Origin of the sequence: Lacisediminihabitans sp., from assembly GCF_036569425.1 — a bacterium.
Taxonomy (GTDB): Bacteria; Actinomycetota; Actinomycetes; order Actinomycetales; family Microbacteriaceae; genus Lacisediminihabitans.
Genome location: NZ_DATCQQ010000058.1, coordinates 1 through 18,475, shown reverse-complemented (window position 1 = coordinate 18,475; position 18,475 = coordinate 1). Strand labels below are relative to the sequence as shown.

Genomic DNA, 18,475 nt, shown 5'->3' with positions numbered 1-18,475 from the left:
TTCGGAACGGGGAACAGTCGGGCTAGCGGAGGGCAGTGGTCGCGCGGTCGCGGCCCAGCAGGTCGCGGTGCGTCGCGACGGCATGCCAGCCGTCAGCGGTGAGCAGCGCGGCGATGGCTGCCCCCTGCAGCTCGCCGTGCTCGAGCACGAGGGTGCCACCCGGGTGCAGCAGGCGCGCCGCAGTGTGCGAGACCTGGCGCACGACATCCAGGCCGTCCGGACCGCCGTAGAGGGCGTGCTCGGGGTCGAACAGCCGCACCTCCGGGTCACGCGGGATGGCGCCGGACGGGATGTATGGCGGATTGGAGATGACCACGGCCACGGTGCCGTCAAGGTCGGGGAGGGCGTCGGCCAGGTCGACGAACACGGCGCGCGCGTTGTCGGCTCCGCTGGCGCGGAAGTTCTGGGTGGTCCAGACGAAGGCGCGCGGGGAGTTTTCGACACCGAACACGCGTGAGTGCGGCACCTCGGTCGCCATCGCGAGGGCGATCGCCCCGCTGCCGGTCCCCAGGTCGACCGCGATCGGCTCGGGGGCGGCCGCGGCGCGCAACGCGTCAATCGCGAACTGGGCGACCTCCTCGGTCTCTGGTCGCGGCACGAAAACACCCGGTCCGACGGCGAGTTCCATCGAGCGGAACGGAGCCGTCCCCGTGATGTGCTGGAGCGGTTCGCGGGTGGCGCGGCGAGCGAACGCGGCACGGATGGCGGTCGCGTCGCCGTCTGCCACCGCCATGCCGATGACGGCCTTCGCCTGCACTTCTCCGCGGCTGAGGCCGAGCACGTGGCCGATGAGCAGCTCGGCGTCGACGTCGGGCGTTGGGACGCCCGCGCGCGCCAACAGCTCGACGCCTTCGTCGCGAAGAGTCGCCACGCTAACAACAGGATTCATGGGAGCAGCCAGGGTGGTCGGTTCGGACGAGAGCGAAGGGTGCGAGCGGAGCGGGCCCATTGCTTCTGAGGGGACTCACTCCTCGGTGGAACCGAGCATCGCAAGTCGGGCTTCCTCGTCCGCGTCGATGTCCGACTGGATCACCGCGTCGAGCGCGCCGTTCATCACGGCGTCGAGGTTGTAGGCCTTGTAGCCCGTGCGGTGGTCGGCGATGCGGTTCTCGGGGAAGTTGTAGGTGCGGATGCGCTCCGATCGATCCATGGTGCGGATCTGGCTCTTGCGCACGACGGAGGCCGCCGCGTCGATCTCCTCCTGCTGGCGAGCGAGCACGCGGGCACGAAGCACGCGCATTCCGGCCTCGCGGTTCTGCAGCTGCGACTTCTCGTTCTGCATCGCCACCACGATCCCGGTCGGGAGATGGGTGATGCGCACGGCGGAGTCGGTGGTGTTGACCGACTGCCCGCCGGGGCCGCTCGAACGGTAGACGTCGATCTTGAGGTCGTTGGGCGAGATCTCGACCTCTTCAGGCTCGTCGACCTCCGGGAACACGAGCACGCCGGCCGCCGAGGTGTGGATGCGCCCCTGCGACTCGGTGGCCGGAACGCGCTGCACGCGGTGCACGCCGCCCTCGTACTTGAGGTGCGCCCAGACGCCTTCCGCCGGGTCGGTGGAGTTGCCTTTGATGGCGAGCTGGACATCCTTGATGCCGCCCAGATCGCTCGAGGTCTGCTCGATGATCTCGGTCTTCCACTTCTTGGATTCCGCATAGTGCAGGTACATGCGCAGGAGATCGCCGGCGAAGAGCGCGGACTCGGCGCCGCCCTCCCCCATCTTGATCTCCATGATGACGTCGCGGCCGTCGTTCTCGTCGCGCGGGATGAGCAGCCGGCGGAGGCGCTCCTCCATCGTGTCGAGTTCCGCCTTGATGTTCGGCAGCTCCTCGACGAAGGACGCATCCTCCGCCGCCATCTCGCTCGCGGCTTCGAAGTCGTCGGTGAGCTTCACCCAGCGGTGGTACGCATCGGCGATGCGGCTGAGTTCGGCGTACCGTCGGTTGACCTTCTTCGACTTGGCCGGGTTGGAGTGGAGTTCCGGGTCGGCAAGCTGCTCCTGGAGATCCTCGTGCTCGGCCAACAGGGTCTTCACCGACTCGAAAATGCCAGAGTCTGCCATGGCTGCTTAGCCCTCTTTGGTACTCGATGCGCCCGGAAGCGACTTCTGGATCTTCATGAGGAACTCGACGTTGCTCGTCGTGTCCTTGAGCTGCGTGAGTACGAGTTCGAGGGCCTGCTGGGTCTCGAGTCCGGCGAGAGCACGGCGGAGCTTCCAGTTGATCTTCGTCTCATCGATACCCATGAGCATCTCCTCGCGACGCGTGCCGGAGGCGTTGACGTCCACGGCGGGGAAGATGCGCTTGTCGGCCAGCTGGCGCGACAGGCGGAGCTCCATGTTGCCGGTGCCCTTGAACTCCTCGAAGATGACCTCGTCCATCTTGGATCCGGTCTCCACGAGCGCGGTGGCGAGGATGGTGAGCGATCCGCCATCTTCGATGTTGCGCGCTGCACCGAAGAAACGCTTCGGCGGGTAGAGGGCAGACGAGTCGACTCCTCCGGAGAGGATGCGTCCGGATGCCGGGGCCGCGAGGTTGTACGCGCGGCCGAGGCGGGTGATCGAGTCGAGCAGCACGACGACGTCGTGGCCGAGTTCGACGAGTCGCTTCGCGCGCTCGATGGCGAGCTCGGCGACGGTCGTGTGGTCTTCTGCCGGACGGTCGAAGGTGGAGGCGATGACCTCACCCTTGACTGTGCGCTGCATGTCGGTCACTTCTTCCGGACGCTCGTCGACGAGAACGACCATGAGGTGCACCTCGGGGTTGTTCTTGGCGATGGCGTTGGCGATGGCCTGGAGCACGAGCGTCTTGCCCGCTTTGGGCGGCGAGACGATGAGGCCGCGCTGGCCCTTGCCGATCGGCGACACGAGGTCGATGATGCGGGTGGTGAGCTTCTGCGGCTCCGTCTCGAGGCGCAGGCGCTCCGAGGGGTAGAGCGGCGTGAGCTTGCCGAATTCGACACGGTCGGCGGCCTGGTCGACGGGCAGTCCGTTGATCGAGTCGATCTTCACGATCGCGTTGTACTTCTGGCGGCCGCTGTTGTCGTTGTCGCGCGGCTGGCGGATTGCTCCGACCACGGCGTCACCCTTGCGGAGGTTGTACTTCTTCACCTGGCCGAGCGAGACGTAGACGTCGTTGTTGCCCGGGAGGTAGCCGCTGGTGCGAACGAAGGCGTAGTTGTCGAGAACGTCGAGGATGCCGGCCACCGGGATGAGCACGTCGTCCTCGGTGATTTCGGGCTCGAAGTCGTCGTTGCCGCCCGGGCCGCGGCGCTTGCGGTCACGGTAGCGGTTGCGTCCGCTGCGTTCGCCGTCGTCGTCCTGCAGCAACTGCTGCTGCTGGCGGTCGTTGCCGTTGCGATTGTTCGGCTGCTGGCGGTCGTTCTGCTGCTGCCGGTCACCCTGCTGCTGGCGGTCGCCCTGCTGCTGGCGGTCGCCCTGCTGGCGGTCGCCCTGCTGCTGGCGGTTGCTCTGCTGGCTGTTGTTGGCGTTGCGGTTGTTGGTGCGCGCGGTGTCGTCGGAATCCTGGTCGCCGCGGGCGGTATCCGCCTGCTGACGGTCGCCACGATTGCGGTTGCGGTTGCGGGAGTTGCGCGTCGGCTGCCCATCGCCGTCGTCGGCGAGCGCCTCGCGCTCGGCCTCCTGGCCGGGGATGCGGTCGAGACCCTCGCTCGGCTGCGCGTCGGCCTGCGCCTCGCGCTCGGCCTCCTGCCCAGGGATGCGGTCGATGCCGGCCTGGCGGGCGTTGCGCTGGCGAGTGTTGCGCTGGCGGGGGACGCTTTCGGTCTGCGCGTCGGCGAGCGCCTCGCGCTCGGCCTCCTGGCCGGGGATGCGGTCGAGGCCCTCGGTCGGCTGCGCGTCGGCCTGCGCCTCGCGCTCGGCCTCCTGCCCGGGGATGAGGTCGATGCCGCTCGCTGCACGGTTCACGTGCCTGGTGACCGACTTGGGCGCCGCCTTGGCGACGGGCTCCGGCTCGAAGGCCGGGGCGTCGATGATCGGAGCGGTGGAGGCGGCGGCGTCCACGATGGAGGTGCTCGCGCGCCGCGGTGCGCGCTTGCGAACGGCCGGGGCGGCGGCGGCCTCGGTCGCTGAGGTCTCGGTCGCTGCAATTTCAGTCGCTGCAATTTCAGTCGCTGTGGCGTCCGTCGTGGCCGACTCGGTCACCGCGGCGTCCTCGCTGGTCGACGGTGCGGCATCCGCCGTTGTCTTGGTGTTGTTCTGGATCTCGGTGATCGCGTCCACGAGTTCTCCCTTACGAAGTTTGGAGGCACCACTCATGCCCAACTCGGCTGCCAGAGCGTACAGCTCAGGGAGGCGAAGGCTGGAGAGGTTTGTGCTTGAGTCCGGCCGGGTGGCGCGGACAGTGAGGTCAGTCACTAAGAGTGTTCCTTTCCCCTCGCAAGGTCCGCACCGATACGGTGCGGGATACGCTCGCGGGAGAGCTTGTCGTCCGTACTCTCCACCGGGCCCGCGCGACTGTTGTAAGCAGCTGCACAGTGAGGGAAAGTATTGAAGCGAGTGCTAGTGATTGTGCAAACCGGGGCTTTCGGCTATGCCGAGATATCTACCGGGTGCAGTGAAACTGTAGCACCTTTGAAGTCTACGGCCAGCACGAGCGACTGCCACGGCGCGCCCTCGTGGCGCGCGATGAGCTCGGCGGCGACGAGCCTCTGGGCCGGGTCGCTGCAGAGCACAAGAATCGACGGCCCGGCGCCCGACACCACCGCCGGCAGCCCGGCCGCCCTCAATTCGCCGATGAGGTACTCGGTGTCTGGCATGGCGCTCGCGCGGTAGCTCTGGTGGAGCTTGTCCTCGGTCGCGGCGAGCAGGAGTTCCGGGGACTGGATGAGGGCGGCGATCAGGAGGGCGCTCCGCGAGACGTTGAAGATGGCGTCCTCGTGCGGCACCGAGGCCGGTCGCAGGCTGCGCGCGAGCTCGGTGGACATCGTGGACTCCGGCACGGCGATGAGGGGCGAGACGCCGCGGTGCACCATCAGCTTCTTGTGCTGCGGCCCGGCATCCGAGGTCCAGGCGATCGTGAGTCCGCCGAACAGGGCCGGCGCGACGTTGTCCGGATGCCCCTCCATGGCCGTCGCGAGCGCGAGCAGGGAGTTGGAGTCGATGTCGACGATTCCCTCGAGGAGGCCCTTCGCCGCCATGATGCCCGAGACGATGGCGGCACCGGATGAGCCGAGGCCCCGCCCATGGGGGATGTTGTTGCGCGCCACGAGGTCGAGCCCGGGAAGCGGCTGCCCGTATGCGGCAAAGGTGTACGCGATCGCTTTCACGACGAGGTTCGACTCGTCGGTGGGCACCTCGCCTGCTCCCACGCCGATCACCTCGACGGTGGCACCGGGTTCGGGCCGCACCGACACGGTGAGCTCGTCGTACAGCGACAGCGCGAGTCCGAGGGTGTCGAAGCCCGGACCGAGGTTCGCCGTGGTCGCCGGCACCTTCACCGTGACTGAACGACCGGCGAGCGACGGCCCGGTCGATCCCGACGGCCCGGTTGACCCCGTTGTCCCGGTTGACCCCGTTGTCTCTGGCGTCCCTGGCGTCCCTGGCCTCATCTCGCGCTCCCGAAGACCGCTGTGGTCGGCAACGCTAGGCCGAGACTTTGGACAGGCCGAGCACGCCGGCCACCTCGTCGGTGTCGTTCGCCACGACGGTGGGCTTGATGTCCGAGCCGTCGGCCGTGCGAAGGGCCCACTGCGGGTCCTTGAGGCCGTGGCCGGTGACGGTGAGCACGACGGTGGATCCGCGCGGGATCTGTCCGGCAGCCGCCCGCTCCAGCAGGCCGGCCACGCTGATCGCCGATGCGGGCTCCACGAAGATGCCGACCTCGGCGGAGAGGATGCGGTAGGCCTCGAGAATGTGCTCGTCGGAGATCGCGCCGAAGTAGCCGTTGCTCGTCTCGCGCGCCCCGAGGGCGAGCTCCCACGACGCCGGGTTGCCGATGCGGATCGCGCTCGCGATGGTGTCGGGGTTCTTCACGACGTGGCCGAGCACGATCGGAGCGCTGCCGGCGGCCTGGAAGCCGAACATGCGCGGAAGCTTCGTCGTCTCGCCGCGCGCCAGTTCCTCGCTGTAGCCGCGGAAGTACGCCGTGTAGTTGCCGGCGTTGCCGACCGGCACGATGTGGATGTCCGGGGCGTCTCCGAGAACCTCGACGACCTCGAAGGCCGCGGTCTTCTGGCCCTCGATGCGATCGTTGTTGACGGAGTTGACGAGATGCACCGGGTAGTTGGCCGCGAGGTCCCTGGCGATCTCGAGACAGTCGTCGAAGTTGCCCTGCACCTGGAGGAGTTCCGCGTTGTGCGCGATGGCCTGGCTGAGCTTGCCGAGCGCGATCTTGCCTTCCGGCACGAGCACGGCGGCGGTGATGCCGGCGTGCGCAGCGTAGGCGGCGGCAGACGCCGAGGTGTTGCCGGTCGACGCGCAGATGATCGCCTTCGCGCCGTGCTCGACCGCCTTGGACACCGCCATGGTCATGCCGCGGTCCTTGAACGAACCGGTGGGGTTCATCCCCTCGTACTTCACCCAGACCGTGGCGCCGGTGCGGGCGGAGAGCGCGGGAGCCGGCAGCAGCGGAGTGCCGCCCTCGCCGAGAGTGATGATGGGGGTCGCATCGGAGATGTCGAGCCGGTCTGCGTACTCGCGGAGAACTCCGCGCCACTGGTGGGCCATTAGGATCCTTCTACTCTGAGTACGGACGTGACCGCTCGAACGACCTGGCTGGTTTCGAGCGCCGCGACGGTTGCGGCGAGATCGGCTTCCGACGCCTCGTGGGTGCCGATAACTAGGGTAGCGCTGGGCAGGGCAGGGTCGGCACCGGCCTGGACCGGCTGCGCCTGCACCGATTGGGTCAGTGTCTCGACGGACACGCCGTGCTCACTGAAGAGCGTCGCCACGGCGGCGAGCACCCCCGGCTGGTCGACGACGCTGAGCGTGATCTGGTACCGCGTGATGACCCGCGAGATCGGCAGGATGGGCAGGTTGGCATGGGTCGACTCCGCGACGCCCGGGCCGCCGATCACGTGCCGACGCGCGGCGGACACCAGGTCGCCGAGCACCGCGGAGGCCGTCTCGATTCCCCCGGCGCCGGCGCCATAGAACATGAGGTCGCCGGCGGCCTCCGCCTCGATGAACACCGCGTTCTTGGCACCGTGCACGGCGGCGAGCGGATGACTGCGGGGAACGAGTGCCGGGTACACGCGGGCGGACACGCCCTCGACGCCGTCGGCATCCGTCATCCGCTCGCAGATCGCCAGCAGCTTGATCACGTACCCGGCCTTGCGGGCGGCGTCCACCTGCTCGATGGTGATGGCGGTGATGCCCTCGCGGTAGACCGCGTCGAGCGGCACCGTCGTGTGGAAGGCGAGGCTGGCCAGGATCGCGGTCTTCTGCGCGGCGTCGAAGCCCTCGATGTCGGCCGACGGGTCGGACTTCTCGGCGTATCCGAGCTCGGTCGCGGTGGCCAGGGCCGCCTCGAGGGACTCGCCGGCGGTGTCCATGCGGTCGAGGATGAAGTTGGTGGTGCCGTTGACGATGCCGAGGATGCGCTTGATGCGATCGCCGGCGAGGCTGTCGCGCAGCGGCCGGATGATCGGGATCGCCCCGGCGACGGCCGCCTCGTAGTAGAGCTGGGCGCCCACCTGCTCGGCGAGTTCGAACAGTTCAGGGCCGTGCGTGGCGAGGAGCGCCTTGTTGCCGGTGATCACGTCGGCCCCCGAGGTGAGCGCCTGCAGGATGTAGGTGCGCGCCGGCTCGAGGCCGCCCATCAGTTCGATCACGATGTCCGCGCCGAGGATCAGGGACTCGGCATCCGTCGTGAGGAGTTCCCGCGGGATGTTCGCGGTGCGGGGCGCGTCGAGGTCGCGCACGGCGACCCCCACCAGTTCGAGCCCGGCGCCTGCACGGTTGGCGAGTTCGTCACCGTGTTCGAGCAGCAGCGACGCCACCTGGGCGCCGACGGATCCTGCGCCCAGGAGGGCGACCCTGAGGTTGCGGTACTCGATCATCGTGCTCCGTTCGTTGCCAGGATGCCCGCATCCCGGGAGAGAAGGTCTGCCTCGGTCTCGCCGCGCACGATCACGCGGGCCTCGCCGTCGCGCACGGCGACGACGGGGGGCCGGCCCAGGTAGTTGTAGTTGCTGGCCATCGACCAGCAGTACGCGCCGGTCGCCGGCACCGCCACGAGGTCGCCCGGCCGCACGTCGCCGGGCAGGTAGTCGGCGCGCACGACGATGTCGCCGCTCTCGCAGTGCTTTCCGGCGATGCGCACGAGGGCGGGGTCGGCGGTCGAGCTGCGGCCGGCCAGGCGAACCGAGTAGTCGGCGCTGTACAGCGCGGGCCGGATGTTGTCGCTCATGCCGCCGTCGACACTCACGTAGCGCCGGATCACCGGCGTCGTTCCGTCGCCGGAGACGAGCACGTCTTTCACCGTGCCGACCTCGTAGAGCGTGAGGGTGGACGGCCCGACGATCGCCCGGCCCGGCTCGATGGCCACGATCGGCACCGGGATGCCGAGCCTCGCACACTCGCCGGCCACGATGTCGGCGAAGCTTGCCGCGATCTCGTCGAGGGGCAGCGCGGTCTCGGCGCTCGTGTAGGCGATCCCGAACCCGCCGCCGAGGTTGAGTTCCGGCACCGGGCCATGCTCGAGCAGCCGGGCCTGCAGCGCGAGCAGGCGCCTGGCGGCCTCGGCGAAGCCGTCTGACTCGAAGATCTGCGACCCGATGTGCGAGTGCAGGCCGAGGAAGTCCAGGGAGGAGTGCGCCCGGATCGCGGCGACGGCGGCCGGTGCGTCGGCGAGCGCGATGCCGAACTTCTGGTCCTCCCGCGCGGTGGCCAGGTATTCGTGGGTGTGGGCGTGGACACCGCTGTTGAGGCGCAGTCGAACCGGCTGCACCCGCGAGTGGCGAGCCGCGGCATCCGCGACCCGCTCGATCTCGATGTCGCTGTCGATCACGATCACGCCGACCCCGCAGGCCACTGCCCGGTCGATTTCGGCGACCGACTTGTTGTTGCCGTGGAAACCGAGCCTGGCCGGGTCGACTCCGGCAGCGAGGGCGACGGCAAGCTCGCCGCCGCTGCACACGTCGATGTAGAGACCGGCGTCATTCACCCATCGGGCGACCTCGGCGGAGAGGAACGCCTTTCCCGCGTAGTAGACCTTCGCCGCCGACCCGATGCGGGCGAACTCCCGGTCGAACGACTCGCGAACGAACTCGGCCCTCGACCGAACATCCGCCTCGTCGACCACGAACAGGGGCGTGCCGAAGCGGGCCGCGAGATCTGACACCGCGACGCCGGCGACCTCGACCTCCCCCGACGCGGAGCGTGCCGTGCCGTGCGACCAGAGCCCGGGGGCGAGCGCGTTCGCATCGGCCGGATGGGCGAGCCACGATGGGGCAAGCGGATTGATTGTCACTGGGAAACCTCGGGGCTGGCCGGCGGGAAGATGGGGCGAGCGCGCCGGAGCGGGTGGATGCAAGCCCCCTGAATCCTATTACTTGGAGGCACACACGCCCTTTGTCGCGAACAGGTCGCTGTTCAGTGTGACGTTGTCGGCCGACACGGCGAGGGCGACGTTCGAGCCACTCACCGTCACCGCGTCGAGGGCGAGCGCCTTCGGCAGGAACTGCGCGACGCAGATCTTCTGCGTGGTGAGAAGCGTGTCGGCGAGCGAGCCGAAGGTCTTGCGCAGGTCGGCCGGCGTGAGGGTCTGCCCGTTGAACGTCACCGACTTCGGCGTGAGCACGAGCTCCCCGCCGACCGCCGACGGCGCGACGGCGACCGTCACCGGGATGCCGATGCCGAGCACCGTGATCGTGGTGGCGAGGGCGATCGCCCCCGACTGCACCGTGAGGGAGTTGACCGGGATGCCGGACACCGTGCCGACGAGCGTCTTCAGCTGGGTCTCGTCCACCGTGAACTCGAGCCTCGCGTGATCGATGGGCTTGCTCTGGTCGATGGGGATGCCGGTGGCCGTGAGCGTGGCGTCCCCGGTGAGCGCCCCCACCGCGAGCCCCTTCGACGACACGTCGACTCTCTCGAGCTTGCCGGCGAGCAGCTGCAGCAGCACGGATGCCCCGCCGACCTTGGCGTCGACCGGCGTGCTCGCCGGGATCGAGAGGGACGACCGCACCTTGTTTTCGATGAGAGTGCCGGCGTAGGCGCGCGCCACTCCGTCGAGCGCGACCGCCGCGACGATCAACACCACGAGGATCGCGGCGAGCACGCTCCAGAGCACCACGCCGCGACGGCGTGTGCGGGGCGGTGCGGCCGGATCGGGCGGAAGGGAAACCGTGGACTGGTCGCTCACTACATCCGCTCCGGGGCGCTCACACCGAGCAGGCCGAGCGCGTTGCGCAGCACCGTGCCGGTCGCATCGTTGAGCCAGAGGCGGGTGCGGTGCAGGTCGGTGACCTGCTCGTCCCCGAGCGGCGTGACCCGGCAGTTGTCGTACCAGCGGTGATAGGCGCCGGCTAGCTCCTCCGCGTAGCGCGCAACGCGGTGCGGCTCGCGCAGTTCGGCCGCCTGGCGCACGATGCGGGGGAACTCGGCGAGCACGCCGAGCAGGCTGCTCTCGGTGTCGTGGTCGAGCAGGGAGGCGTCGAAGGCGGTGCGTTCGACCCCGCTCGCCGCCGCGTTCCTCGCGACCGAACGGGTGCGCGCGTGGGCGTACTGCACGTAGAACACGGGGTTGTCGTTGGTGCGCCGCGTGAGCAGGTCGAGGTCGACGTCGAGCTGTGAGTCGCTCGACGATCGCACGAGCGCGTACCGCGCGGCGTCGACGCCGACGGCCTCCACCAGGTCCTCGAGCACCACAACCGTTCCGGCCCGCTTGCTCATCCGCTGGGGCGTGCCGTCCTTGAGCAGGTTGACCATCTGGCCGATCAGAATCTCCAGGTTGACCCGCGGCACGTCGCCGAACGCGGAGGTCATGGCCATCAGCCGCTTCACGTAGCCGTGATGGTCGGCGCCGAGCATGATGAAGTTGCGCTCGAAGCCCCGCTCACGCTTGTTGAGGTAGTAGGCGAGGTCGCCGGAGATGTAGGCGGCGTCGCCGTCGCTCTTGATCACCACCCGGTCCTTGTCGTCGCCGAACTCCGTCGTGCGCAACCAGGTGGCACCATCCGCCTCGTAGATGTGCCCGAGCTCCCTCAGGCGGGCGATCGCGCGCTCGACGTCGCCGCCCTCGTGCAGCAGGTTCTCGTGGAAGTACACATCGAAGTCGACGCCGAAGTCGTGCAGGCTCTTCTTGATGTCGCCGAACATGAGCTCGACGCCGGCGGCTCGGAACGCCTCCTGCTGCTCGTCCCTGGACAGTTCGGAGAGGTCGCCCGTGTACCCCGCCACCACTCGGTCGACGATGTCGGAGATGTACTGGCCGCCATAACCGTCTTCGGGGGTCGGCTCGCCGAGGTAGCTCGCGAGCAGGCTGCGGGCGAACCGGTCGATCTGGGTGCCGTGATCGTTGAAGTAGTACTCACGGGTGACGATGCCGCCCTCGGCCGTGAAGATTCGGGCGAGGCTGTCGCCCACGGCGGCCCAGCGCACGCCGCCGAGGTGGATGGGCCCGGTCGGGTTGGCCGAGACGAACTCGAGGTTGATCGTGACGCCTTCGTAGAGGTCGCCGTGGCCGTAGTCCTCGCCCTGCTCGACGATCGTCTTGGCGAGCGCGCCGGCTGCCGCCGCATCCAGGCTGATGTTGATAAAGCCGGGGCCCGCAACGTCGACCGACGAGACCCCCTCGATCGCGCGGATGCCGTCGGCGATCTCGGTGGCGAGCGCGCGCGGGTTGGTGCCGAGCGGTTTGGCCAGCTTCATGGCGATGTTCGATGCCCAGTCGCCGTGCTCCCGGTTCTTGGGACGCTCCAGCAGCACGTCGTCGATCGTGACGGTGGTCGTGTCGTCGCCGCGTCGCTCGAGCGCGCCCTCGACGATGGCGAGCAGGTTGGCGGAGAGTTCGGCTGGGGTCACGAGCATCGATTCTATCCGGGCTTGCTGGCGCGTCCGGCTGGCGTCGTCATCGCCGTCGGCGAAGATGGCCTCAGAGACTTTCAGGGGGTCCATCATGTTTTCCACTTCCGCCGCGCGCCGTCACAGGGTTGTCGTGCTCGCGAGCGTCGCCGCCATCGCCGCGATCGGACTCACGGGGTGCGTCGGCACGCCGAAGCCGGCAGGGCCGAGCTCCTCCCCCAGCGCCAGTGCCTCACACTCGCCGACCCCGACTGGCACGGGCACGCCAGCCTCGCCGAGCCCGACCGCCACGGCCGGCACCCCGGCCCAGGCGGTGACGATCGGCTGCAACGCGCTCGTCTCAGCCCAGACGATGTACGACTTCAACCCCAACTTCGGGCTCGATGCGAGCTTCAAGCCGGCCGGCGGCACGGCGGCGGCGACGGCCGTGGCGGCCAAGGGTGTCGCGTGCGACTGGACCAACCAGACCAGCGGCGACAAGGTGACCATCGCCGTGGCGCGCCCCGGTTCGGCCGCCCTCGCGGGGCTCAGGGCCACCGCCGGTGCCGGCACCGCGGTCGCGGGCATCGGCGAATCCGCCTACTTCGCCTCGAGCGGCGGCACCGGCCGACTCGACGTCTTCACCGGCACGTATTGGCTCGTGGCGACATCCGTCTTCTTCGCGGGCGCGTCGGACTTCGCGAGCGGAGCGGATGCCCGCACTCTCGTGGCCTCCGCCGTCTCGCAGCTGCGCTAACGGATCTCGGCGAGCCGCAGCGGGTCGTCGGTCGGCAGCACGTCGACGATCGCGAGCACCGTCAGCTCACGCAGGGTGAGATTGGCCCAGTGGTTGGTGAGAAACGCGATGTCGGCGGCGTCTCGTCCGGTGGAGATGCGCACGAGGCTCTGCCTCGGGGCGAGTCCGGTCGCATCCACGGCGTGCCACTGGCCGTCGATGAACGCCTCGGCCACGGCGTGAAAGTCCATCGGGCTGAGCCCCGGCGCGTAGACGGCCACCATGCGGGTCGGCACGTCCAGCGCGCGCAGCAGCGCGATCACCAGGTGGGCGTAGTCGCGGCAGACGCCCTGGCGGGCCAGGAGCGTGCCGACCGCGCCATCCGTCACCCGGCTCGAACCGGGCACGTAGTACAGCCGTTCCTGCACCCACGCGCCCACCGCCGCGAGAAGTTCGAGACCCCGGATGCCGGCGAACTCGGAGCGCGCCGTCGGCAGCAGGGTGTCGGACTCGCAATACCGGCTCGGGCGCAGGTAGATGATGCGGTCGAGCTCATCGATCGCCGCCGGTTCGGCCTGGCCGACCACCTCGGCCGAGTACTCGATGGTCATGCGGCCGGCGTCGCTCTGCAGGGTGTGCAGCCGCGAACCGTGCCGGTCCACGATCTCCTGAGGCTCGATCGGCGTGCCGTTGAGCGCGATCGACAGCCGTTCACTGCTGAGCTCGGCGCCGTGCGCCACGGCAAGGCTCAGCACGAGGTCGGCGCGGCCGGAAATGTCGAGTTCGAGTCGGGCGGAGACGTTGCGCAGCATCCGTCGATCCTCCCACGCCGGTGTTTCCTCCCGGGGACGGTGAGCGCGTTCCGTCGCGGGGTGCCGCTCCGCCTGCCGGGCCGGGGTCCCTTTCGGGGCGGGGTCCCATCGGGGCGGGGTCCCATCCGGGCGGGTTCCCTTTCGGGGCAGGGTCCCATCGGGGCCGGGTCCCATCGGGGCCGGGTCCCATCGGGGCCAATGCGCGCACTTTGGGCCGACGCGTCGGCCCCGGATGCCCGAACCGGCCCCGTTCGAGTGCCTGGCCTACGGCCAGAGCAGCTCGCGCGCCCGGCCGTCGCCCTGCCTGGTGTACCTCAGCCGGATCTGGTCGCGGTCGCGGGTCGCCTGCCAGAACTCGATCACGGCCGGCCGCAGTCGGTAGGCGGTCCAGCCCTCCGGCACGAATCCCGGATCGGCCTCGATCGCCCGACGGGACTCCCCCACTGCGGCGTCGAACTCCCCCAGACCCGGCAACACGTCGCTCTGGTTGCCCGCCGAGGCGACGACCCGCACGTTCGGGCTGCGCTGCAGAAAGTCCGACTCGCTCAGCGCGCGTGGGCCGGCCTCCGCATCCCCGGTCACCCGCACCTGCCGCCCCTGCTCGCGCCAATAGAAGAGCAGCGCGGCGCTCGGGTTCGCGGCGAGCTCCCGCCCCTTCTGGCTCGTAGACATCGTGGCGAACCAGAGGGCCTCCGCATCGAGATCCTTGAGCAGAAGAGTGCGAGCGGATGTCGCCCCACCGCCGCTCACGGTCGCGATCGCCATCGCGTGGGGCTGCGACACTCCCGAGTCGATGGCGAATCCGAGCCACTAGGAAAACAGGGCCAGCGGGTTCTCGGGGGGCGGCATCCGGGGCAAACGCGGGCAGTTCGCCGCCAAACACCCGAAGCGCGCGCAGTCGATCGAGCCAGGACTCGTCGGTGATGCTGCCAGCATACGTTCGCGTCTCCCGGCGGCTGGTAGCCTTGACTCTTGACCCTGGCCCCCATAGCTCAGGGGATAGAGCACTGCCCTCCGGAGGCAGGGGCGGCAGTTCGAATCTGCCTGGGGGCACCACAGAAAATAGCTGGTCAGAGGCTATATCCACTTCGGGGCCAAAGCAGCCTTCCCCGTCTGTGGCAACAACTTTGGCAACACTCATGCTGGTCCAAGTGGCAAGCCGAACCAAGGTAATGTGACCTGGCTTTCGCTCGGCACCTGGGCTGGGGCTACCTTTTCGGCATGATTGAACAGCGTGACGTGTGGAGCTGCCCCCAGATCATCGACGTGTTCGCCTCGCGGGAAGGTGAACTTTTATCGCAGCCCAGCGATCAGGCTGCGCGGCTGGTGCAGCCCTTGTTTTGGCGGGAGTAGAGCACTCGTTGGTCCATCTCAGCGCTGCCTGAACTCGGACAGATCAGGTTAGAGCGGCCGGCTAGTGGCGATTCCGGGCGGCAATCACTCGCCGGGGTAGCTGTAAGTGAAGCTGCCGGCATAACGAAACCACTCACCGATTACGGGCGTGCTCAATCGCACATCCACGTGCTGATGTCCGTCAAGCCAGGACTCGGAGACTGTCACGGTCGCGAGTTGAGGAATCCTAACTCGAGCGCCAAGAATGCGAACCCATTGCCGGTCGGAGCGCATCGTCAGGGATCCGTCTGTGATCGCCAGGGCCATCCGTACTTCGAACCCGCGCTTGTTGCCCATGAAGTCGTGCAGTTGTCCCTCGATGACCCGCATGGTGTCCTCGAGCGGTCGATCGCGCGCGGGCAGGTGGAAGGTGCGCAGCGCCTCGAGTTCGCCGCTCGCGGTCGGGGTGTTCACTACGTCGAAGGGCACGTCACGAGCGAGCTCGGGGAACAGGATGCGCTGCCGCGCCAGGTAGGCGAGCATCGGTCGAAGAATGGCGAGCCGGCATCCAGCGACTTCGAACACGCCACCACCAACTCCGACTCCATGGCCGCCGGAGAAATATGCGCGCAGCTCTGGCGCAAGCAATTCGAAGTCTGAGCCGAGCACACGCTCGTAGACCGACTGGGTCATACCCGTCGCTCGTGACGCACTGGTTTCAGGCGGACAGGCGCGTCCGCGGCAGCAGGGAACTCGCAGGTGAACTCGCCCTCGTAACCGAACAGGAAGCCGAACACCCTGTTGTGCACTTCCATCCTGATCCTGTAGACACCTGCGGCGTCGTCGAAGCGTTCGTGCAGCTGAGCGCGGCCGCTGAACAGCATGGGGAATCGGAACCCGACGAAACGTCCCTCGTAAAACCGCTGGGCGTTCGACGTGAGACGAAGCGAGCCATCGTCGTCCACTTTGAGGTCCAGGTCGACTGCAAGATGCTGGTGGGTGCCGAGGTAGTCGAGCACGCGTCCGTTGCTGAGAATCATGGTCGCGTCGAAACGGCTCGGCCTGCGTCGCACGCGGTACTCGCGCACGAAGGTGACCGTTTCGCGCCCGAACGGGTCGCGGTACGGGTAGTTCTCGATCGTAAACGGAACGTTTTCGCCGACATCCGGAATGAGGATGTTGCGCAGCTTGCCGGTATAAAGGAACGGCACCACCCACCAAGGTCCTCGCCGGATCTGCGACATCACTCCCGTACCGACGCACGCGTAGCCGGAGTCGAGCCCGACGCCGAACCGCTTTTGCATCATCGGGGACAGTCGGGCGAAATCGTCGCCGAGCGCGCTTTCGAAGATCGAGGTCATGGCGCTTCGCGAGTACCGAGCGTTTCGGGCAAATCGTCCATGGCGCGGCCGCGACGCGGCACTCTTCGGCAGCGGGATGCGCGTGGCCGGTCGCCTCTCCAGAACATCAGAACTGACGCGAGAGGCCAAGTCTCGGGCGGGACACCCGTTTCAGCCCAGATCCGCAACCGGTCGAAGCTCCACGCGGTCATCCAGCCAATAAATCGACGCAGGAGGATTCGGTCGAGCAGTCGCCCCCAGCCTGGCGCGTAGTCGTAGCCGGTGATAAAGGTGACTCCGTTCGGTGTCGGAAGGTAGCGCCAGTATCCGCGGCCTTCACCGAGTGGCGACAACCGGTCGTCGGTCGTGAAGCGCAGAGCGGATGTCCGGGTGCCGTCAGGTCTGCTTCGCTCGCCAAGCGAAGTGCCCGTGCCGATGATCGTGTGAAGCGGCAAGCGCCGCTCGTACCGGAATCGATACCCGCCGCTGGTAAGTTCTGCAGTCGGCGTTATGGAGCTAAACCTCAGGTCCCAACGTGGATGCTGGGCCGGCTCTTGGGTGAGCTGCCAGACCCGATCCATCGGGCTGCGAATCTCGATCTCGACGTAAATTGCGTCTCGCGCCATGCTCCGATCTTCCCGCATTCACTCCTTGAGTGGACTGCTGTCCGTAATTAGGTCGGCCTACGGGCCGGACTATTCGCGATCCGGCGCTCGCTCCTGTGGCCCTTGTCGAAAAATGGCGGTGTCCTTGTTGCCGCAATATGTCGGCATTGCTGCCAAGCAGAACCCGGTGAGGACCGTTGGACAAGCCGCAGCGCTCACCGCACTATCGTTGTGCGACAGCCAGCGGCGCGCTCGTCTCAACCCGATTGAGGACCTTCGGAGATAGCTGAGGCTCGTGCCGACGAACTCGTCCGAGCTATCTCGATGTCTAGTACCGCCGACACGGCGTCCAGATCGTTGTCAAAGAGGTCTGAGTAGACGTCGAGCGTGACCGCGGCCGACGCGTGTCCAAGCATCCGCTGTACGGCTTTGACGTTTGCTCCCGCGCTGATCGCGAGACTAGCCGCCGTGTGCCGCAGCTCGTGCGGGGTCAGGCCGTCCTGACCGATCATGCTCGCCGCGTCGTCAAGCCAGCCGCGCCGGAAAACGCGACCACGCAGCCAGCCACCGCGGGCTGCCGCGAAAGCCGGTGAACCGCCTTCCTTGCCCTCGACATGGGTTTTGAGTTCGGCGAGGATCGACGCCGGAACCGGGATGGAACGGGCTTCGTAGTCTTTGGGCTCGGAGTCGAGTTGCACCCCGTCAACCTCGACAATTGTGTGCTGAACCTCGAGCCGGCCACGAGCGAAGTCGATGTCCTGAACCCGCAGGCCGGATGCCTCGCCCCAGCGGAGCCCGCAATACGCGAGCACCTTCACCAGGAGCCCGTAGTTGTTTCGCTCACCCCGATACATCCCCTTGCCAAGCGAATCGACGGCGTCGGCGAGATCCCGGACCTCGTCGTGAGTGAGATACCGTTTGGCAGGCTTGCCGACCTTGGGGAGATTCAGCCCGTGGGCTGGATTGGCTGGAAGCCGCCCGTCCTTCACAGCCATCTGGAGACTGCCGGACAGCACGTTGACAATCTTGCACACACTCGAGGGCGACTGCGTCTTGGAGAGGCCACCAGCCCATACCTGGACCGTGCCGTGGGTCAACGAGCCGAGCGGGTAGCCGCCGAGCGAGGGCTTGATGTGAAGCGCGACGATCCCGCGAGCTCGCTCTCGTGAGGTTGCGCGCCAGTCGGCGCGGCCATCCATCCATGCGTCGAGCCACTCGCCCACGAGCACGCGCGACTTTGACGGGTCGATGTAGGCACCGCGACTCTTGTCGATCTCTACGCTCGCGAGGAACAGCTCGGCTTCGCGCTTGGTCTTGAAACCGCCCTTCTGGGTCTGAGCGTGGTCGGGCTTTCGGAACATCGCTCGATAGCGCTTGCCTGACGTGGTTTGGTACGCGCTGATGCTTCCCATGACCTGACAGTACGTCGGGGCGCTGACGCTACCTCGGACAGGTCACCCCGACCCCCGGCAACTCACTACGCCGCGTCTCTCAACTTCAACCTCTCCCTCAACCTTTTGCTTATCTGCCGCCACCCCTTTACTTCCCAACCTCCCACTCCAAGAGCTTGCGATGGGTGTGGGAGGTTGGGAAGCGCGCGCAGCGCGGGGGTGGCGGCTGATCAGCAAAAACACAGCGCCAGCTGTTCCTTTGGGTATTCCAGCCCTTGGAATAGGCAAAGGAAG

Annotated in this window: 16 protein-coding genes, 1 tRNA gene and 1 pseudogene; 3 read left to right on the top strand and 15 right to left on the bottom strand. The window is 67.8% G+C overall.

Translation table 11 applies throughout. From position 1 onward, the window contains the following. Positions 1–22: 22 nt before the first annotated feature. The 9 genes from prmC to argS form a co-directional block, all read right to left on the bottom strand. On the bottom strand, positions 23–889 hold the full coding sequence (gene prmC, locus VIM54_RS09570; RefSeq protein WP_331900852.1) for a peptide chain release factor N(5)-glutamine methyltransferase: 867 nt from the start codon (positions 887–889) through the stop codon (positions 23–25). A 75-nt stretch (positions 890–964) separates the two neighbouring features. Then, positions 965–2,047: a peptide chain release factor 1 gene (prfA, locus tag VIM54_RS09565; RefSeq protein ID WP_331900985.1), complete on the bottom strand. Its 1,083-nt coding sequence runs from the start codon at positions 2,045–2,047 to the stop codon at positions 965–967. A 21-nt stretch (positions 2,048–2,068) separates the two neighbouring features. Further along, entirely contained in the window at positions 2,069–4,375 is a 2,307-nt protein-coding gene (gene rho, locus VIM54_RS09560) for a transcription termination factor Rho (protein WP_331900851.1), read from the bottom strand. A 173-nt stretch (positions 4,376–4,548) separates the two neighbouring features. Next, positions 4,549–5,457: a homoserine kinase gene (gene thrB / locus VIM54_RS09555; RefSeq protein WP_331900850.1), complete on the bottom strand. Its 909-nt coding sequence runs from the start codon at positions 5,455–5,457 to the stop codon at positions 4,549–4,551. Positions 5,458–5,602: 145 nt separating this feature from the next. Beyond that, positions 5,603–6,685, bottom strand: a complete 1,083-nt coding sequence (gene thrC / locus VIM54_RS09550; protein WP_331900849.1) for a threonine synthase — start codon at positions 6,683–6,685, stop codon at positions 5,603–5,605. Continuing rightward, positions 6,685–8,019: a homoserine dehydrogenase gene (locus VIM54_RS09545; RefSeq protein ID WP_331900848.1), complete on the bottom strand. Its 1,335-nt coding sequence runs from the start codon at positions 8,017–8,019 to the stop codon at positions 6,685–6,687. Before VIM54_RS09545 ends, thrC begins: the two co-directional genes overlap by 1 nt. Next, positions 8,016–9,431, bottom strand: a complete 1,416-nt coding sequence (gene lysA, locus VIM54_RS09540; protein WP_331900846.1) for a diaminopimelate decarboxylase — start codon at positions 9,429–9,431, stop codon at positions 8,016–8,018. Before lysA ends, VIM54_RS09545 begins: the two co-directional genes overlap by 4 nt. Before the next feature lie 78 nt (positions 9,432–9,509). Continuing rightward, a complete protein-coding gene (locus tag VIM54_RS09535) occupies positions 9,510–10,325 on the bottom strand; it encodes a DUF2993 domain-containing protein (protein ID WP_331900845.1) in 816 nt (271 codons plus the stop codon). Next, positions 10,325–11,986, bottom strand: coding sequence for an arginine--tRNA ligase (gene argS / locus VIM54_RS09530; RefSeq protein ID WP_331900844.1), 1,662 nt, complete (start codon positions 11,984–11,986; stop codon positions 10,325–10,327). Before argS ends, VIM54_RS09535 begins: the two co-directional genes overlap by 1 nt. A gap of 94 nt (positions 11,987–12,080) precedes the next feature. Between argS and VIM54_RS09525 the strand changes: the two genes are divergently transcribed. Beyond that, on the top strand, positions 12,081–12,722 hold the full coding sequence (locus tag VIM54_RS09525; protein WP_331900843.1) for an arginyl-tRNA synthetase: 642 nt from the start codon (positions 12,081–12,083) through the stop codon (positions 12,720–12,722). On the opposite strand, the gene VIM54_RS09520 is transcribed toward VIM54_RS09525, so the two are convergent. After that, entirely contained in the window at positions 12,719–13,513 is a 795-nt protein-coding gene (locus VIM54_RS09520; RefSeq protein WP_331900841.1) for a transglutaminase family protein, read from the bottom strand. The two genes, VIM54_RS09525 and VIM54_RS09520, sit on opposite strands and share 4 nt — an antisense overlap. Before the next feature lie 264 nt (positions 13,514–13,777). Further along, positions 13,778–14,311, bottom strand: a pseudogene (locus VIM54_RS09515) (pyridoxine/pyridoxamine 5'-phosphate oxidase); the annotation flags it as partial. Between the two features lie 183 nt (positions 14,312–14,494). Here VIM54_RS09515 and VIM54_RS09510 point away from each other — a divergent pair. Both VIM54_RS09510 and VIM54_RS09505 read left to right on the top strand, forming a co-directional pair. Next, positions 14,495–14,569 (top strand) — tRNA-Arg (locus VIM54_RS09510). A 165-nt stretch (positions 14,570–14,734) separates the two neighbouring features. Further along, positions 14,735–14,866: a hypothetical protein gene (locus VIM54_RS09505; protein WP_331900839.1), complete on the top strand. Its 132-nt coding sequence runs from the start codon at positions 14,735–14,737 to the stop codon at positions 14,864–14,866. Positions 14,867–14,950: 84 nt separating this feature from the next. On the opposite strand, the gene VIM54_RS09500 is transcribed toward VIM54_RS09505, so the two are convergent. The 4 genes from VIM54_RS09500 to VIM54_RS09485 all read right to left on the bottom strand — a co-directional run bounded on the left by VIM54_RS09500 (position 14,951) and on the right by VIM54_RS09485 (position 18,202). Next, the gene (locus VIM54_RS09500; protein ID WP_331900837.1) at positions 14,951–15,538 is read right to left on the bottom strand and encodes a DUF4166 domain-containing protein; all 588 of its coding nucleotides are present in this window, start codon (positions 15,536–15,538) and stop codon (positions 14,951–14,953) included. Further along, positions 15,535–16,206: a DUF4166 domain-containing protein gene (locus VIM54_RS09495; protein WP_331900835.1), complete on the bottom strand. Its 672-nt coding sequence runs from the start codon at positions 16,204–16,206 to the stop codon at positions 15,535–15,537. The genes VIM54_RS09500 and VIM54_RS09495 overlap by 4 nt, the downstream gene beginning before the upstream one ends. Continuing rightward, positions 16,203–16,811 carry an SRPBCC family protein gene (locus tag VIM54_RS09490; protein ID WP_331900833.1) on the bottom strand — a complete coding sequence of 203 codons (609 nt, stop codon included), beginning with the start codon at positions 16,809–16,811 and terminating at the stop codon, positions 16,203–16,205. The genes VIM54_RS09495 and VIM54_RS09490 overlap by 4 nt, the downstream gene beginning before the upstream one ends. 236 nt (positions 16,812–17,047) lie before the next feature. Then, entirely contained in the window at positions 17,048–18,202 is a 1,155-nt protein-coding gene (locus VIM54_RS09485; protein WP_331900832.1) for a tyrosine-type recombinase/integrase, read from the bottom strand. Positions 18,203–18,475: the final 273 nt, after the last annotated feature.

What these genes read in the sequence shown, in the direction of transcription:
- VIM54_RS09505 (WP_331900839.1), top strand. Translation starts at nt 14,735, where the DNA reads ATGATTGAACAGCGTGACGTGTGGAGCTGCCCCCAGATCATCGACGTG.
- VIM54_RS09485 (WP_331900832.1), bottom strand. Translation starts at nt 18,202, where the DNA reads ATGGGAAGCATCAGCGCGTACCAAACCACGTCAGGCAAGCGCTATCGA.
- VIM54_RS09490 (WP_331900833.1), bottom strand. Translation starts at nt 16,811, where the DNA reads ATGGCGCGAGACGCAATTTACGTCGAGATCGAGATTCGCAGCCCGATG.
- VIM54_RS09500 (WP_331900837.1), bottom strand. Translation starts at nt 15,538, where the DNA reads ATGACCCAGTCGGTCTACGAGCGTGTGCTCGGCTCAGACTTCGAATTG.
- VIM54_RS09520 (WP_331900841.1), bottom strand. Translation starts at nt 13,513, where the DNA reads ATGCTGCGCAACGTCTCCGCCCGACTCGAACTCGACATTTCCGGCCGC.
- VIM54_RS09525 (WP_331900843.1), top strand. Translation starts at nt 12,081, where the DNA reads ATGTTTTCCACTTCCGCCGCGCGCCGTCACAGGGTTGTCGTGCTCGCG.
- thrC (WP_331900849.1), bottom strand. Translation starts at nt 6,685, where the DNA reads ATGGCCCACCAGTGGCGCGGAGTTCTCCGCGAGTACGCAGACCGGCTC.
- VIM54_RS09495 (WP_331900835.1), bottom strand. Translation starts at nt 16,206, where the DNA reads ATGACCTCGATCTTCGAAAGCGCGCTCGGCGACGATTTCGCCCGACTG.
- prmC (WP_331900852.1), bottom strand. Translation starts at nt 889, where the DNA reads ATGAATCCTGTTGTTAGCGTGGCGACTCTTCGCGACGAAGGCGTCGAG.
- VIM54_RS09545 (WP_331900848.1), bottom strand. Translation starts at nt 8,019, where the DNA reads ATGATCGAGTACCGCAACCTCAGGGTCGCCCTCCTGGGCGCAGGATCC.